Origin of the sequence: Streptomyces sp. SP18BB07 (assembly GCF_036322545.1) — a bacterium.
Taxonomy (GTDB): Bacteria; Actinomycetota; Actinomycetes; order Streptomycetales; family Streptomycetaceae; genus Streptomyces; species Streptomyces deccanensis.
In genome coordinates, this window is sequence record NZ_JAQYWT010000274.1 from 87,815 (window position 1) to 102,637 (window position 14,823).

The following is a 14,823-nucleotide window of genomic DNA, read 5'->3' on the forward strand; positions in this document are numbered from 1 at the left end:
CCCACCCACACACACGCATAGGCGCCACAGCCCTCCTCAGGGCCGTGGCGCCTACTCGCATCCTCCGCCTGCCAGATCCCCTGCCTGGTTCCCTTGCCTGGTTCCCTTGCCTTAGATCCCCTGCCAGTCAGGCTTGTTGTCGTACGTGTGCCGGAAGTAGTCCGCCAGCTTCAGCTTCGACGCGGCGGCCTCGTCCACCACGACGGTCGCGTGGCGGTGGAGCTGCAGCGCCGACGCGGGGCACACCGCCGCCACCGGCCCCTCCACGGTCGCCGCGACGGCGTCCGCCTTGCCCTCGCCCGTGGCGAGCAGCACCAGGTGCCGGGCCTCCAGGATCGTGCCGATGCCCTGGGTGATGACGTGGTGCGGCACCTGGTCGATGTCGCCGTCGAAGAACCGCGCGTTGTCGATCCGGGTCTGCTCGGTGAGGGTCTTGATCCGGGTCCGGGAGGCGAGCGACGAGCACGGTTCGTTGAACCCGATGTGCCCGTCGGTGCCTATGCCGAGCAGCTGCAGATCCACACCCCCCGCCTCGGCCAGCGCCCTGTCGTACGCCTCGCTCGCCCCCGCCACGTCCTCGGCGGTGCCGTCGGGCCCCATGAACGCGTCCATCCCGAGCCCCAGCGGCTCCAGCACCTCCCGTCGCAGCACCGAGCGGTACGACTCGGGATGCTCGGCCGGCAGCCCCACGTACTCGTCGAGCTGGGCGACGCGTGCTCGGGAGACGTCCACGGAGCCCGAGCGCACCTTCTGTGCCAGCGCCTCGTAGATGGGCAGCGGGGTCGACCCCGTGGCCACCCCGAGCAACGCCTCGGGCTTCCGTCGGAGCAACTCCGCCATCGCCTCGGCTATGAGCTCGCCACCCGCCTTGGCATCCGGAACGATGACAACTTCCACGCTTGGGCCTGCCGATCTGGAAAGTAAGGACTCAAGAGGACTCAACCGGAACCCGCGGGGTCAAGCACCTTCATGTGGTGTAGACCAATCTAGCAGGGGTGGCTCCTTCTCCACAGGGGGCGATCGACCCGCCGTTCCGGTCCGCGCCCGGGCCGAAGCGGGCTACCCTGCGAGTGAACCGTCCGTGGGTGGCGGACAAGGGAACAACAACAAACATCCGCCAACGCATGGACACACGCAGTGGTCTAGTCAACAATGCGTGGTAGAGCGTGTGATCGATCAGCGGCCCCGCCGCCGGAGACCGCACGTGACGACAAGCCTCCGTCTTCCCCGCACAGGAAGGCGGACCGAGGACCCGGCGCTCTCTGCCCTGACTGCTCCGGATCCTCATCCTTCGGCCGAACGGGACCGCACACCCCGCGGCCGATGTTGCTCCGGGCTGCGGTGCCGGGAGGGTTGAGGGTCCCTCTCAGGCGCCGCGGCCCGCGGGTGTCCCCGGGCCCGTACCGGCCACACCAACCGCTGTTTCCGGTCATGTCCGTACCGCCAGGTACGCTCGCACTCGTGCCCTCCATGAACGAACTCGTCCGCCAGCACACCGCCCTCAGCGACTCCGACCTGGAGTGGCTGCATCTGCTGGTGTCGGAGTGGCAGTTGCTGTCCGACCTCTCCTTCGCCGACCTGGTCCTCTGGGTCCCCACCCGCGACGGCACCCGTTATGTCTCCGTGGCCCAGATGCGCCCCAACACCGGCCCCACCTCGTACCAGGACGACATGGTCGGCCACCTGGTCCCGCGCGGCCGCCGGCCCCTGCTCGACGCCGCGCACGACGAGGGCCGGATCGTGCGCGAGGGCGATCCGGAGTGGCGCGAGGAGGTGCCCGTACGGGTCGAGTCCATCCCCGTGCGCAGGGAGGGGCGCGTCCTCGGTGTCATCGCGCGCAACACCAATCTGCTGACCGTGCGGACCCCGAGCCGGCTGGAGCTGACGTACCTCCAGAGCGCGTCCGACCTGGCCCAGATGATCGCCGCGGGCGCGTTCCCGTTCCCCGACCAGCAGGTCGACATGGACGCCTCGCCGCGCGTGGGCGACGGGCTGATCAGGCTCGACGCCGACGGCATCGTCCAGTACGCCTCCCCGAACGCCCTCTCCGCCTACCACCGCCTCGGCCTCGCCGCAGACCTGGTCGGCTGCCACCTCGGCCGGACGACCGCCGAACTCGCCCCCTCCCGAGGACCGGTGGACGAGGCGCTCGCCAAACTGGCGAGCGGGTGGGCGCCGCGCGAGTTCGAGATCGAGTCCAGTGAGGGGGTGATCCAGTTCCGCGCGATTCCCCTCAAGCCCAAGGGCCCGCGCATCGGTTCGCTGGTGCTGCTGCGGGACGTAACCGAACTGCGGCGCCGCGAGCGTGAGTTGATCACCAAGGACGCGACCATCCGGGAGATCCACCACCGGGTGAAGAACAACCTCCAGACCGTGGCCGCCCTGTTGCGTCTCCAGGCCCGGCGCATCGAGTCCGAGCGCGGCCGGGAGGCCCTCGAAGAGGCCGTACGACGGGTCGGGTCGATCGCCATCGTGCATGAGACGCTGTCCCAGAATCTGGACGAGCGGGTGGAGTTCGACGAGATCGCCGACCGGGTGCTCGCGATGGTCGCCGAGATCTCACCGGGCAAGGTCACGGGCCGGCGCACCGGGCGCTTCGGCATCCTGGACGCGGAGGTTGCCACCCCGCTGTCGATGGTCCTGACCGAGATCCTGCAGAACGCTCTCGAACACGGTTTCCGCGAGGGCGACACCGGCACGGTCGAGGTCTCGGCGGTCCGCGGCGGCAGCTCCAAGGACACCCGGCTGCTCGTCACCGTCCAGGACAACGGCGTCGGCCTCCCCGAGGGCTTCGACCCGCACCGCTCGGGCAACCTCGGCCTGCAGATCGTACGGACGCTGGTGGAGGGGGAGTTGGGCGGCACCTTCGACATGGTCCCGGCGCCGGAGCAGGGCACCCAGGTGATCCTGGACATCCCGGTGCGCGCTCAGAAGTAGGTCGTACCGGAAACAGCACCGAGCCCCGGACCATCAAGTGGTCCGGGGCTCGGGCAAAGTGGCTGATTAAGCGCACCGGGGGTACTGCGCGCTGCGGCTCGGGGGCGGGAGAAGCGCACTCGCTGTGCGCGCCGCCAAGCTCAGGCTATTGCTGGGTGGGATGTCAGGCGGATGCCTGACGGGCCCGGTTGCGGGCGGCGCGGCGCTTCATGGCGCGGCGCTCGTCCTCGCTGAGACCACCCCAGACGCCGGAGTCCTGGCCGGACTCAAGCGCCCACTGCAGACACTGCTCGATAACCGGGCAGCGACGGCAGACAGCCTTGGCTTCCTCGATCTGCAGCAGCGCAGGACCGGTGTTGCCGATGGGGAAGAAGAGCTCGGGGTCTTCCTCGCGGCAAACGGCGTTGTGACGCCAGTCCATGGCTGCTACCTCTCCTTGGTATTACATGCACGTTAGCTTGTGAATGTGAACGCTTTCACGAATCCCTCAACAAGTGAAGGGCCGATCACCAGACGGACTGGTGTGGTCCTGTGGGTTGAGGAGGGGTTCTGGCGCTTGCTTGAGCCGGTGTTGCGGGCTGTCCCGAGCGCCACGTAGAGACTCGCAAACCTCAGCGGCGGATACAACCCCTTCCGGAAAGTTTTTTTTGATTCCTCGGTGTCGACTGTGTCACAGCCGTACTTCCATGGGGTGGATCCTGGCCTAAACGTTCGAGTGGAAGGACTTTTGCCCGTTCCGCTCACACAATCACACGCAGTGCACGGCGTACGCCTGTGAACGTCACGCTCGTTCGCAGTCCGAGGTGGTCGCCGTCCATCTGGAGGGGGAGGGGGGCCTTCGAATGCAAGGTGAAGTCGGTCAGATCGTGCAGGGTGGTGGCGTGCTTGCCCTGGGGTCCCCGCTCGGGGGACGAAGTGAGCAACTGTGTGCCATATCGGGCGAGCGCGGGCGTCGACATACGGCTGAGACCGAGCACGTCGAGACCCTTATCGAACGAGGCCTTAGGCGATGCGTACACCGGGCGATTACCCAGAAACGTCCACGGGGACGTGTTGCAGACTATGGACAGCACAAGATCGGAAATCGGGTCCTCGCCGGCCCGCTCCAAAGTGATCGTGCCGAGTCTGCGGTGGGGCTCTTCCAAAAACTGCCGGAAAGCCTGACGCAGGTAAAGGGCGTGTGTGGATTTCCGTCCGCGTTCCCGCTGTTGCTCGACCCGGCCGATCACACCCGCGTCGAATCCGAGGCCGGCGCAGAACGTGAACCAGCGGGACGGCACCGCCTCGTCCTCCGTGCCCGGGGTGCCCGAGGCCATGCCCAGGCCGACCGTGCGCTCGCGGCTCTCGCGCAGCGCGTCGAGCAGGGCGCCGGTCGCCTCAACGGCGTCGTTGGGCAGGCCCAGGGCGCGCGCGAAGACATTGGTGGAGCCGCCGGGGACCACGGCGAGACGGGGGAGGCGGTCGGGGTCGGGGCCGTGGTGCAGCAGGCCGTTGACGACCTCGTTGACCGTGCCGTCGCCGCCGAGCGCGACGACCAGTTCGATGTCGCCCTTGCCCTCCGCGGCCTGGCGGGCCAGGTCCCGGGCGTGCCCCCGGTACTCGGTGGTCACCGCCTCCAGCTTCATCTCGCTCGCGAGAGCGTGGATGAGCACATCGCGCGTACGTGCGCTTGTGGTGGTTGCCGCCGGATTGACCACGAGAAGTGCACGCATGAGTTGCAGGGTACCTACTGGGTGGTACCCGGCCCATACCGAGGTGCGGATCAAGGGGGAGATCGGGTAGTGACGATGAGCACGTGGGGGCGCGCGTACCCGGGGTACGGGCCGGACGACGGGGGCGGAGCGAAGGCCGGGTACGTGCGGGACGCCAGGGGCGGAGCGGGCGGCGGGGCGAGGGCTACCCTTCAGGGGTGAGCCCTGAGCAGACCCCCACGCCGGACACCCCCGACGCCGAGCCCCGCCCCGGGCGGCTGACCGCCGCGGCGGCGCTGGCCGCGCTGGAGGGGGTCGCCCTGCTGGTGGGCGGCGGGGCCATGCTGGTCGTCGGCCTCACCGGTGACTCGGACGACCTGAGCACCGGCGTCACCGGCGGCATCACCCTGATCGCGCTGGCCCTGCTGCCGCTGATCGCCGCACGCGGGCTCCTGCTGCGGCGGAGCTGGAGCCGGGGGCCCGCCGTCATCACCCAGATCATGGCGCTGCCGGTGGCCTACAACCTGCTGCGCGCCGACAGCGTGGCGATCCCGGCGGGCATCGCGCTCGCCGTGGTCGCGGCGACCGCCCTGATCCTGCTGATCAACCCCGCCACGACCCAGGCCCTCGACATCCAGGGCCCGGGCCGCACCCAGGAGCCGAAGGCGTAACGGGGGGCGCCGGACCGCCATGCCTTCCTGAAGCCGTGTCCCACCCGAGGCGGCGTGGCCGACGGGGCGAACGGCATCCGGGGGCGTATCCGATCAGGCGTGCCGCTGAGGTGCGCGTTGTTCGGCGGGGCGGGAGCGTTTCGTGCGGTGCGGTCGAGGCGGCGGCACGGTCAGGCGTCGGTGCTGTCCGCGCGCGCGTGCCTGTGCTCGGCCCTTCCCGTGCCTCTCCGTCGCTCCCGGCCGCTCCCCGCTACTCCTCGACCAGCAGCTTCTCCCGCAGCTGAGCCAGGGTCCTCGCCAGGAGCCGGGAGACATGCATCTGGGAGATGCCGACCTCCTGGGCGATCTGCGACTGGGTCATGTTGCCGAAGAACCGCAGCAACAGGATGCGCTTCTCGCGCGGCGGCAGATCCTCCAGCAGCGGCTTCAGGGACTCCCGGTACTCGACCCCCTCCAGCGCCTCGTCCTCCGCGCCGAGCGTGTCCGCCACGGCCGGGGACTCGTCGTCGGTGTCGGGGACGTCCAGGGAGAGCGTGGAGTACGCGTTGGCCGACTCCAGGCCCTCCAGGACCTCCTCCTCGGAGATGGCCAGCTTCTCGGCCAGCTCGTGCACCGTCGGGGAGCGCCCGTGCTGCTGCGACAGCTCGGCCGTCGCCGTGGTCAGCGCGAGCCGCAGCTCCTGCAGCCGACGCGGCACCCGCACCGCCCAGCCCTTGTCGCGGAAGTGCCGCTTGATCTCGCCGACGACCGTCGGGGTCGCGTACGTGGAGAACTCCACGCCGCGGTCCGGGTCGAAACGGTCCACCGACTTGATCAGGCCGATGGTGGCGACCTGGGTCAGGTCGTCCAGCGGCTCGCCGCGGTTGCGGAACCGGCGTGCGAGGTGCTCCACGAGCGGCAGGTGCATCCGGACGAGCCGGTTGCGCAGCTCCGCGTACTCGGCACTGCCGTCCGGCAGGGCGCGCAGCTCGACGAACAGCGCGCGCGCCCCGCTGCGGTCGTGAGGGTCGTGCTGTGCGCTCCGCACGCTCTGCGCGCCCGCCTCGTCGTGTCGCTCGTGCTCGCTCATAGTCCCGCCCGCCGTCACCGTTCCCCCAGCTCTCGACTGTGCTCGAGCGGGGGAGGCCCCAGTCCGCCCTCGTGAGGACGTGGTGCTCCGTAGGGCACCCTCCGGATCCTGTTGCCCGTCGGAGGGCGCCTCGTCGTCGGACGGCTCCGTCCACCGAGACGCTCCGGCCGCCGAGGACTCGTCCTCCGGGTGCGGCCGGGCCTGCTCGGGGATGCCGTCGACGCCGTCCGCCAGATGCGCCGGCCCACTCGGACCGCCGTCATCCTCCGCGGGCAGTTCCCGTGTGCCGCGTTCTTCGTCCCGCACCGGCCCGTCCCCGTTCCTCACGCCGGCCCGGGTCCCGCGCCGCGCTGTTTGTAGAGGCTGATCGAAACGGTTTTGTCGTCGGCCACCGCGGAGGAGACCTTCCCCGCCAGGGCCGACAGCACGGTCCAGGCGAAGGTGTCGCGCGAAGGGGCGTGGCCGTCCGTGGTGGGGGCCGAGACCGTGACCTCCAGCGAATCGTCGACCAGTCGGAAGACACAGCTGAGCACCGAGCCGGGCACGGCCTGCTGAAGCAGGATCGCGCAGGCCTCGTCGACCGCGATGCGCAAATCCTCGATCTCGTCGAGGGTGAAGTCCAAACGGGCCGCGAGGCCGGCCGTCGCCGTACGCAGCACCGACAGGTAGGCACCCGCGGCCGGCAGCCGGACTTCGACGAAGTCCTGGGTCCCGGGCTCGCCTGCGATCTGGGACACCCTCACCTCCAAGGTGGTACAAGCTTTTTCGGGGGCCGAGGGTCGCCCCCCGGGGTAACGCGCTACGTGGTTCAGCGGTGACGCTATCGCGCTACCGAGCGCCGTGTCCTCGGGGTCCTGAGGACCCCACCCCATGCTGTCACTCATAGTAAGCCTATGAATACGCTCGGTGGCTAGAGGTCTGCGGGCCTCAAATAGGAAGAGCGCGCGCCGGATTGACGTACCCAGGCGCCGGACCGCCGAACCGTGTCACACGAGTACGTCGACGTGTCACGGGGTGACATGGTTCCGTCGTACGACGTCTCGGCCGTGTTCGTCAAACGAGTACATGGTCCACGAAGCACCAGCGCCAGGTCTCGCCGGCCTCGAACGTTCGCATGATGGGATGGCCGCTCTCCTTGTGGTGCTCGGTGGCGTGCCGCATCGGCGAGGAGTCGCAGCACCCCACGTGCCCGCACTCCAGGCACATCCGCAACTGCACCGGGTGGGTCCCCGCGGCCAGGCACTCCGGGCAGGTGTCGCTCAGGGGATCGGGCTCGGGGTGCGGCAGCGCGTCCGTGTGCGTGCACTGTTTCATGATTGCCAGGTTACGACGGGCGCGCTGAACCACGCGCGGAAACGAAGGCGGCGGAAGCGATGCACTTTTTGCCCTTGCTGTTGCTGGTCGCAGGGAGTGCGACGGTCGCCGGGGCCGCACGGCGTACGCCGGTGCCCGCCCCGCTGCTGCTGGTCGCGGTGGGGCTCGTGGTGTCGTACCTGCCCGGGGTGCCGCACTACGAACTCGACCCCGAGATCGTCCTGCCGCTGATCCTGCCCCCGCTGCTGTACACCGCCGCCCGCGACAGTTCCTACCTCGACCTGCGGGCCCAACTGCGGCCCGTGGCCCTGCTGTCGGTCGGTTATGTCCTGTTCGCGACCCTCGCCGTGGGCTGGGCCGCGTACCTGATCGTGCCGGGGATGCCGCTGACCGCCGCGCTGGTGCTCGGCGCGGTGGTGGCGCCACCGGACGCGGTCGCGGCCACGGCGATCGCCCGGCGGGTGGGGCTGCCGTCGCGGATCACCACGATCCTGCAGGGCGAGTCCCTGGTGAACGACGCGACCGCGATCACCGCCTACCGGGTGGCCCTCGCGGCCACCGTCGGCGAGGGCGCGAGCTGGACCGGCGGGATCGTGCAGTTCCTGGTGGCGGCGGTCGGCGGTGTCGCGGTGGGCCTGCTGCTGATGGTGCCCCTCCACTGGCTGCGCACGCACCTGGAGGAAGCGCTGCTGCAGAACACCCTCTCCCTGCTGATCCCCTTCGTCGCCTACGGGCTCGCCGAGTGGGTGCACGCCTCCGGGGTGCTCGCCGTGGTCGTCGTCGGCCTCTATCTGGGCCACCGCAACTGGCAGGTCGACTTCGCCACCCGTCTCCAGGAGGAGGCCGTCTGGAAGATGGTCGCCTTCCTGCTGGAATCCGCCGTGTTCGCCCTCATCGGACTCCAGCTCCCGGTCGTCCTCGAAGGGCTCGGCGAGTACGAGGGGGTCCGCGCCACCTGGTACGCCGTGGCCGTCTTCCTCGTGATCGTGGCGTCCCGGTTCGTCTGGGTCTATCCGGCGACCTTCCTGCCGCGCATATTGTCGCGACGCATCCGGGAACGGGAGGCCGACCCCACCTGGAAGGGCCCGTTCGTCGTCGCCTGGGCCGGCATGCGGGGCGTCGTCTCGCTGGCCATCGCCTTCTCGATCCCGCTCACCGTGCACGGCGGGGAGGACTTCCCCGAGCGGAACCTGATCCTCTTCCTGACCTTCACGACGGTCATCGGGACGCTCGTCATCCAGGGGCTCACCCTGCCGCCGCTGATCCGCTTCCTGAAGCTGCCGGGACGCGACCAGCAGGCCGAGACCCTCGCCGAGGCCAACGCCCAGGCCCAGGCGTCCCGAGCGGCCGAGGCCCGGCTGGACGAACTCCTGGCGAACGAGAGCAACGAGCTGCCGCCCCCGCTCGTCGACCGCCTCCGCACGGTCCTCGAACGGCGCCGCAACGCCGTCTGGGAGCGGCTCGGCGCCGTGAATCCGGTGACCGGGGAGAGCGCCGACGACACCTACAGCCGCCTCTCCCGAGAGATGATCGGCGCCGAACGCGCGGTCTTCGTCAAGCTCCGGGACGGCAGGTACATCGACGACGAGATGCTGCGCACGCTGCTGCGGAGGCTGGACCTGGAGGAGGCGGCGGTCTACCGGGAGGCCTCCTAGGCCGGGTCGGCTCGGCCCGGATCCGTCCGGCGCGGATCGCTTTGGGCCGCGTGCTCCGGGAACGGGCGGCCGGTGATCACCGCGGCGACCGTCGTCCCGCGCGGGAAGGCACCCTCCGCCGCGAGGGCGACAAGTCCGTAGAGCAACTTGGCGACATAGAGACGTTCCACCGGGAGGGAGTGGCGGATCTCGAAGTCGTCCGCGAAGGCGTCCAGTTCGGGCGAGGTCCGAGCGTAACCGCCGAAGTGGAAGCGGTCGTCGAGACTCCAGTTGTCGCGCGGGGCACCGAACGCCCTGTCCTGGAGCTGTCGTATCTCCTCGGCGAGGAAGCCACCCTTGAGAACCGGAATGCCGAGGGCGCGCTGGTCGGGGGCCAGCCCCGCGGCCAGTCCGGCGAGGGTGCCGCCGGTGCCGCAGGCGAGGGCCACCACATCGGCCCGGTCACGCAGTTCCGCGCCGAGGTCCTGGCAGCCGCGCACGGCGAGGGAGTTGCTGCCGCCCTCGGGGACCACGAACGCGCCCTCCGCGTCGGCTGCGCGGAGGACGGCCGCCAGGGTGGCCGGGTCGGACTTGCGGCGATACATCGACCTGTCGACGAAGTGGAGCCGCATGCCGTCCGCCGTGCAGCGGGCCAGCGACGGGTTGAGGGGGCGGTCGGCCAGTTCCTGACCGCGCACCACACCGATGGTGGGCAGGCCCAGGAGGCGGCCCGCGGCGGCCGTGGCGCGCAGATGGTTCGAGTAGGCGCCGCCGAAGGTGAGCAGCGGGCGGCCCGCCGCCGCGCGCAGGTTCGGCGCCAGTTTGCGCCACTTGTTGCCGACGAGCCACGGGTGGATCAGGTCGTCGCGCTTGAGCAGCAGCCGGAGGCCGTGGCGCGCGAAGCGCTCGTCCGCGACCTCCTGGAGAGGGGACGGCAGCCGGGGATTCAGGGCGGCGGTGAGGTCGTCGGGGGCGGAGGAACTGTCCAGGACGGTGGGGTCGTCCGGGGCGGAGGGCTGGCCGGTCACGTGCCCATTGTCGGACACATGACCGGTCGGCGTCGGGCCCGCCCGCCGTCGGTCCTATTTCAGGCGGTCCCGTACGCGCTCTCTCATGTGGGCCATGGTGAAGCCCCGGGGGTCGATCTTCCCCGGCTGCCATTCGAGATGGCCGATGACCGACCGCTGGTTCCAGCCGTGGTGGCGGCAGACGGCGGCGGATACCCGCTCGATGGCGTCGAGCTGTGCCTCCGGCCAGGGGTCCTCGCCGTTGCCGAGGTTCTCGCACTCGAAGCCGTAGAAGTGGCGGTTGCCGTCGGTGTTGGCCTCGTTGTCCAGGGGCAGCGCCTTCTCGGCGATCACGGCCCGCAGCACGTCGTCGTCGCCCAGACCGGCGTGGTTGGCCCGGCCGTAGCCGACGAGGTGCACCCGGCCGTCCTTGGTGATCACACCGTGGCACAACGGGCCGGGCAGGCCCGAGTACCCGTTGCGGCAGATCCGGACGGTGCGTTCGCTGCCGGAGGTGACGGTGTGGTGGATCATCACGCCGTGGACGGGCCCCCACGGGCCCACGTGGTTGCGGTTGTGATGTTCCCAGTCGCCCACCTCGACGACCCGGACGCCCTCGTTCCTGAGGACGGTGAGAAACCTGCTCGCGGACATGGGTGGGGCCATGGCCGACTCCTTCGTGCCGTGCGACGGCCGCTGGTCGTGGCCGCCTCGTACGCACGCTTGTACCCCTGACTCCCGACAGGGGCCAGTCGACTGTGGGCCGTACGAGTCGATCCGGTCAGATTCGGGGAGGGCCGCGACGGGCGCACGCGTGGTCGACAAAGTCCGCGGAGATGCCCAGTCTTCAAAGATCCATTCCCGCTCTTTCGGGTAATAGCATCAGCACGCTCCGTGATGCAAGGGTGGGTCGCGAGATCGGTGACCGCGATCAGTGCTGTCAGTGCATACCCGGAGGGGAATCCGCATGTCGGTAGGCGAAGAGGTTCGCTCGCAGCAGGACAGGCCGCAGCAGAGTCTCGGCACGGCCGCTGCCCGGAACCTGGCCACCACCACCAAGTCCACGCCCCAGATGCAGGAGATCAGCTCGCGCTGGCTGCTGCGCACCCTGCCCTGGGTGAACGTGCAGGGCGGCACGTACCGGGTGAACAGGCGGCTCACCTACGCGGTCGGCGACGGCCGCGTCACCTTTGTGAAGACCGGCGACCGGGTCGCCGTCATCCCCGCGGAGCTGGGCGAACTGCCGGTCCTGCGGACCTACGAGGACATCGACGTCCTGGGCGAGCTGGCCCAGCGGTGCGAGCAGCGGGAGTTCGCCCCCGGCGACGTGCTGGCCGAGTTCGGCAGCCAGGCGGGAGAGGTGTTCCTGCTCGCGCACGGCAAGGTCGAGAAGATCGGCACCGGCCCCTACGGCGACGACGCGGTCCTCGGCGTACTGGCCGACGGCGCCTACTTCGGCGAGCAGGCCCTGCTCGACCCCGACGCGATCTGGGAGTACACGGCCCGCGCGGTCACCGCGTGCACGGTGCTCGTCCTGCCGCGTCAGGCCGTCGAGCAACTCGCCGAGCGCGCCGAGACCCTGAGCGAGCACCTGCAGGAACAGCGCTCGATCCCGTCGCAGCGCACCAACAAGTACGGCGAGAAGGAGATCGACCTCGCCGCCGGCCACAGCGGTGAGCCGGACATCCCGCACACCTTCGTCGACTACGAGGCCGCGCCGCGCGAGTACGAACTCAGCGTCGCCCAGACCGTTCTGCGCATCCACACGCGCGTGGCCGACCTCTACAACCAGCCGATGAACCAGACCGAGCAGCAGATCAGGCTGACGGTCGAGGCGTTGAAGGAGCGCCAGGAGCACGAGCTCATCAACAACCGGGAGTTCGGCCTCCTCCACAACTGCGAGTACGACCAGCGGCTCCAGCCGCACGACGGCGTGCCCAGCCCGGACGACCTGGACGAGCTGCTCTGCCGGCGCCGGGGCACCAAGTTGCTGCTCGCCCACCCGCGCGCGATCTCTGCGTTCGGCCGCGAACTGAACAAGCGCGGACTGGTCCCGGAGACCGTCGACATCGCGGGCAACCGCATCCCCACCTGGCGCGGTGTGCCGATCTACCCGTGCAACAAGATCCCGGTGACCGAGGCCAGGACCACGTCGATCATCGCCATGCGTACCGGCGAGGAGGACCAGGGTGTCATCGGTCTGCGGGCCGCGAGCATCCCCGACGAGATCGAGCCCAGTCTGTCCGTGCGGTTCATGGGCATCAACGAACAGGCGATCATCAAGTACCTCGTGACGGCCTACTACTCGGCCGCGGTCCTGGTCCCCGACGCGCTCGGCGTGCTGGAGAACGTCGAGATCGGCCGCTGGCGGTGACCCTGTCCGACCGGACGCCGTGTCCCCGCCCGACGGGGCGGGGGCACGGCGCGAGCACGCGCCCACCCACCGCGGAACCGCCACCGTCCGCGGCCTCGACGAGGCGACCCCATGGGTGAGTTCGTGACGGAGACCGAGCGGAGCCCCGTCGGCGGGGTCCCGAGGCCGGCGGCGGTCGTCGAGCGGAAGCGGAGGGGAGTTCTGGAGCCGGGAGGGGACGCGGAACCGGAGAAGACCGAACTCGGTGCGGGTGCGGGTGCGGGTGCGGGTGCGGGTTTGGGCTTGGGTTTGGGCTTGAGTGCCGACGTCGGCGGGTCGGTCGGCCCGGCCGGCGCGGCGAGCGGACTCGAAGGACACGAGGCGGCGGGGATCCTGGATCGGGCGCGGAGGTCGGTCGATCCCGAACTGCGCCGGGCCGTCGGGTCGTTACCCGGTTCGATGCGCCGCGTCGCGCGCTACCACTTCGGCTGGGAGGACGCGGACGGCACCCCGGTCACGGGGAACGCCGGCAAGGCGATACGCCCGGCGCTGGTCCTGGCCGCGGTCTCCGCGCTCGGCGGGCGCGAGTCCGCCGCCGTGCGGGCAGCCGCGGCGGTGGAGCTGGTGCACAACTTCACGCTGCTGCACGACGACGTGATGGACCGGGACACCACGCGCAGACACCGGGCCACCGCGTGGACGGTGTTCGGGATTCCCGACGCGATCCTGGCCGGGGACGCGCTCCAGGCCCTGGCCCAGCGACTACTGGCCGAGGACCCGCATCCGGCGTCGGCCGCCGCCTCCGCCCGCCTCGCGACCTGTGTCGTCGAACTGTGCGCGGGCCAGCACACCGACACCGAGATGGAGGGGCGCCGGCCGGAGGAGGTCACTCTCGACGAGGTGCACGTCATGGCCGAGGCCAAGACGGGTGCGCTGCTCGGCTGCGCCTGCGCGGTGGGCGCGTTGTACGCGGGCGCCGGTGAGGAGGACGTCGAGGCTCTCGACGCGTTCGGACGGGAGGCCGGGCTGGCCTTCCAGCTCATCGACGACGTGATCGGGATCTGGGGCGACCCGAGCCACACCGGCAAGCCGGCCGGAGCGGACCTCATGGTGCGCAAGAAGTCCCTCCCGGTGGTCGCCGCGCTCGCCTCCGGCACCCCCGAGGCCGTCGAACTCGCTGAGCTGTACGGACTGCCCTACGCGGAGGGGGACCTGGAGCGCACGGCCTCGGCCGTGGAGCGGGCCGGTGGACGCGACTGGGCGCAGAGCCAGGCCGCCGATCGCATGGCCAGGGCCATGCACGAACTCTCTCGCGCGGTCCCGGACCCGGAGTCGGCCGGCGGGCTGCTCGCCCTCGCCGAGTTCGTGACGCGCCGCAGCAGCTGAGGTGGGGTTCGAGGGGCGGTTGATGCTCCGGAGGTGTCGCGCCGTGCGGACCTGACCCCGTACGGCGCTGCCGCCTTCGGGTGGTCGGCGGGTCCCGCACATCCCCACGGTGTGCGGGGCCCGCCGGTTCTTGTTCACGGGACGATCGTCCGCACGACGCGTTCCATCAGGCCCTCGGGGGCGGTGACCCCGGGAAGGGCGCCGTCGAGGACGTCCGGCAAGGTCAGGTGTTCGAGCAGGAGGCCCTGCATGGCCAGGTAGAGCACCATGACGGTCTCGTCGCCGCCGGGAAGGCCCGCCTCGCGGTGGAACCGCATGCCGAAGTCCAGCTCGCCGCGCACCGACTCGGTGTACGAGGCGTACAGGGCCGGGCGGCGGGTGGCTTCGAGGCGTAGTTCGAGGTGGGCGAGGTAGCCGGTGCGGTCCCCGGTGACGCGCGCCAGCAGATCACGCATGAAGGCCTCGACCAGGGTCCGGTCCTTCGGCGAGGCGAGCAGTTCCTCGACCACGGCCGGGTCGGGGACCAGGCGTTCCTTCAGCCGAGCGTCGATCTGGTGGAGCAGGGCGTCGCGGTCGGCGAAGTAGTTCGACGCGGTGCCCACCGGGACGGCGGCCTCGGCGTCCACCGCGCGGAACGTCAGTCCGCGTGCTCCCTCCCGTGCCAACACCGCCACCGCCGCGTCCAACAGAGCGCCTCTGCGCTCGGGGTTCCTGACCATCCGGGCTCCTGAGTGTGTAATTCCCTTGCAACCACTACGACT

14 protein-coding genes are annotated in these 14,823 nt (G+C 70.4%); 5 read left to right on the plus strand and 9 right to left on the minus strand.

Going from position 1 to position 14,823, the window contains the following annotated elements:
* Positions 1-111: 111 nt before the first annotated feature.
* Entirely contained in the window at positions 112-897 is a 786-nt protein-coding gene (nagB, locus tag PUR53_RS13285; protein WP_329908408.1) for a glucosamine-6-phosphate deaminase, read from the minus strand.
* Positions 898-1,461: 564 nt separating this feature from the next.
* Here nagB and PUR53_RS13290 point away from each other — a divergent pair.
* Positions 1,462-2,937: a sensor histidine kinase gene (locus PUR53_RS13290; protein ID WP_329898321.1), complete on the plus strand. Its 1,476-nt coding sequence runs from the start codon at positions 1,462-1,464 to the stop codon at positions 2,935-2,937.
* 163 nt (positions 2,938-3,100) lie between these two features.
* Here the strand turns inward: PUR53_RS13290 and PUR53_RS13295 are convergent, their stop codons facing one another.
* Both PUR53_RS13295 and PUR53_RS13300 read right to left on the minus strand, forming a co-directional pair.
* Positions 3,101-3,358, minus strand: a complete 258-nt coding sequence (locus tag PUR53_RS13295; protein ID WP_003992873.1) for a WhiB family transcriptional regulator — start codon at positions 3,356-3,358, stop codon at positions 3,101-3,103.
* A 319-nt stretch (positions 3,359-3,677) separates the two neighbouring features.
* Complete coding sequence (locus PUR53_RS13300; RefSeq protein ID WP_033525427.1) at positions 3,678-4,649, minus strand: diacylglycerol/lipid kinase family protein; 972 nt, start codon at positions 4,647-4,649, stop codon at positions 3,678-3,680.
* A 197-nt stretch (positions 4,650-4,846) separates the two neighbouring features.
* Between PUR53_RS13300 and PUR53_RS13305 the strand changes: the two genes are divergently transcribed.
* On the plus strand, positions 4,847-5,299 hold the full coding sequence (locus PUR53_RS13305; RefSeq protein ID WP_329898322.1) for a hypothetical protein: 453 nt from the start codon (positions 4,847-4,849) through the stop codon (positions 5,297-5,299).
* A gap of 250 nt (positions 5,300-5,549) precedes the next feature.
* Here PUR53_RS13305 and PUR53_RS13310 read toward each other — a convergent pair whose 3' ends face one another.
* The 3 genes from PUR53_RS13310 to PUR53_RS13320 all read right to left on the minus strand — a co-directional run bounded on the left by PUR53_RS13310 (position 5,550) and on the right by PUR53_RS13320 (position 7,682).
* On the minus strand, positions 5,550-6,695 hold the full coding sequence (locus PUR53_RS13310) for a SigB/SigF/SigG family RNA polymerase sigma factor (protein WP_329898323.1): 1,146 nt from the start codon (positions 6,693-6,695) through the stop codon (positions 5,550-5,552).
* Complete coding sequence (locus PUR53_RS13315; RefSeq protein ID WP_033525425.1) at positions 6,692-7,105, minus strand: anti-sigma regulatory factor; 414 nt, start codon at positions 7,103-7,105, stop codon at positions 6,692-6,694. The genes PUR53_RS13310 and PUR53_RS13315 overlap by 4 nt, the downstream gene beginning before the upstream one ends.
* A gap of 316 nt (positions 7,106-7,421) precedes the next feature.
* The gene (locus tag PUR53_RS13320) at positions 7,422-7,682 is read right to left on the minus strand and encodes a UBP-type zinc finger domain-containing protein (RefSeq protein ID WP_329898324.1); all 261 of its coding nucleotides are present in this window, start codon (positions 7,680-7,682) and stop codon (positions 7,422-7,424) included.
* 59 nt (positions 7,683-7,741) lie between these two features.
* On the opposite strand from PUR53_RS13320, the gene PUR53_RS13325 reads away from it, so the two are divergent.
* Positions 7,742-9,337, plus strand: a complete 1,596-nt coding sequence (locus PUR53_RS13325) for a Na+/H+ antiporter (protein WP_329908409.1) — start codon at positions 7,742-7,744, stop codon at positions 9,335-9,337.
* Here the strand turns inward: PUR53_RS13325 and PUR53_RS13330 are convergent.
* Both PUR53_RS13330 and PUR53_RS13335 read right to left on the minus strand, forming a co-directional pair.
* Positions 9,334-10,305, minus strand: a complete 972-nt coding sequence (locus PUR53_RS13330; protein WP_329908439.1) for a 1-aminocyclopropane-1-carboxylate deaminase/D-cysteine desulfhydrase — start codon at positions 10,303-10,305, stop codon at positions 9,334-9,336. The genes PUR53_RS13325 and PUR53_RS13330 overlap by 4 nt on opposite strands.
* A 93-nt stretch (positions 10,306-10,398) precedes the next feature.
* Complete coding sequence (locus PUR53_RS13335) at positions 10,399-10,989, minus strand: N-acetylmuramoyl-L-alanine amidase (protein WP_329898326.1); 591 nt, start codon at positions 10,987-10,989, stop codon at positions 10,399-10,401.
* 301 nt (positions 10,990-11,290) lie between these two features.
* Between PUR53_RS13335 and PUR53_RS13340 the strand changes: the two genes are divergently transcribed.
* Together PUR53_RS13340 and PUR53_RS13345 are read left to right on the plus strand one after the other, a co-directional pair.
* Entirely contained in the window at positions 11,291-12,697 is a 1,407-nt protein-coding gene (locus PUR53_RS13340) for a family 2B encapsulin nanocompartment shell protein (RefSeq protein WP_329898327.1), read from the plus strand.
* 111 nt (positions 12,698-12,808) lie between these two features.
* Positions 12,809-14,062 (plus strand): family 2 encapsulin nanocompartment cargo protein polyprenyl transferase, encoded by a 1,254-nt coding sequence (locus tag PUR53_RS13345; protein ID WP_329908410.1) that lies wholly within the window; start codon positions 12,809-12,811, stop codon positions 14,060-14,062.
* 134 nt (positions 14,063-14,196) lie between these two features.
* On the opposite strand, the gene PUR53_RS13350 is transcribed toward PUR53_RS13345, so the two are convergent.
* Positions 14,197-14,781: a TetR/AcrR family transcriptional regulator gene (locus PUR53_RS13350; RefSeq protein ID WP_329898329.1), complete on the minus strand. Its 585-nt coding sequence runs from the start codon at positions 14,779-14,781 to the stop codon at positions 14,197-14,199.
* Between the last annotated feature and the right edge of the window lie 42 nt (positions 14,782-14,823).

What these genes read in the sequence shown, in the direction of transcription:
- PUR53_RS13295 (WP_003992873.1), bottom strand. Translation starts at nt 3,358, where the DNA reads ATGGACTGGCGTCACAACGCCGTTTGCCGCGAGGAAGACCCCGAGCTC.
- PUR53_RS13345 (WP_329908410.1), top strand. Translation starts at nt 12,809, where the DNA reads ATGGGTGAGTTCGTGACGGAGACCGAGCGGAGCCCCGTCGGCGGGGTC.
- PUR53_RS13320 (WP_329898324.1), bottom strand. Translation starts at nt 7,682, where the DNA reads ATGAAACAGTGCACGCACACGGACGCGCTGCCGCACCCCGAGCCCGAT.
- PUR53_RS13300 (WP_033525427.1), bottom strand. Translation starts at nt 4,649, where the DNA reads ATGCGTGCACTTCTCGTGGTCAATCCGGCGGCAACCACCACAAGCGCA.
- PUR53_RS13340 (WP_329898327.1), top strand. Translation starts at nt 11,291, where the DNA reads ATGTCGGTAGGCGAAGAGGTTCGCTCGCAGCAGGACAGGCCGCAGCAG.
- PUR53_RS13335 (WP_329898326.1), bottom strand. Translation starts at nt 10,989, where the DNA reads ATGGCCCCACCCATGTCCGCGAGCAGGTTTCTCACCGTCCTCAGGAAC.
- PUR53_RS13325 (WP_329908409.1), top strand. Translation starts at nt 7,742, where the DNA reads ATGCACTTTTTGCCCTTGCTGTTGCTGGTCGCAGGGAGTGCGACGGTC.
- PUR53_RS13350 (WP_329898329.1), bottom strand. Translation starts at nt 14,781, where the DNA reads ATGGTCAGGAACCCCGAGCGCAGAGGCGCTCTGTTGGACGCGGCGGTG.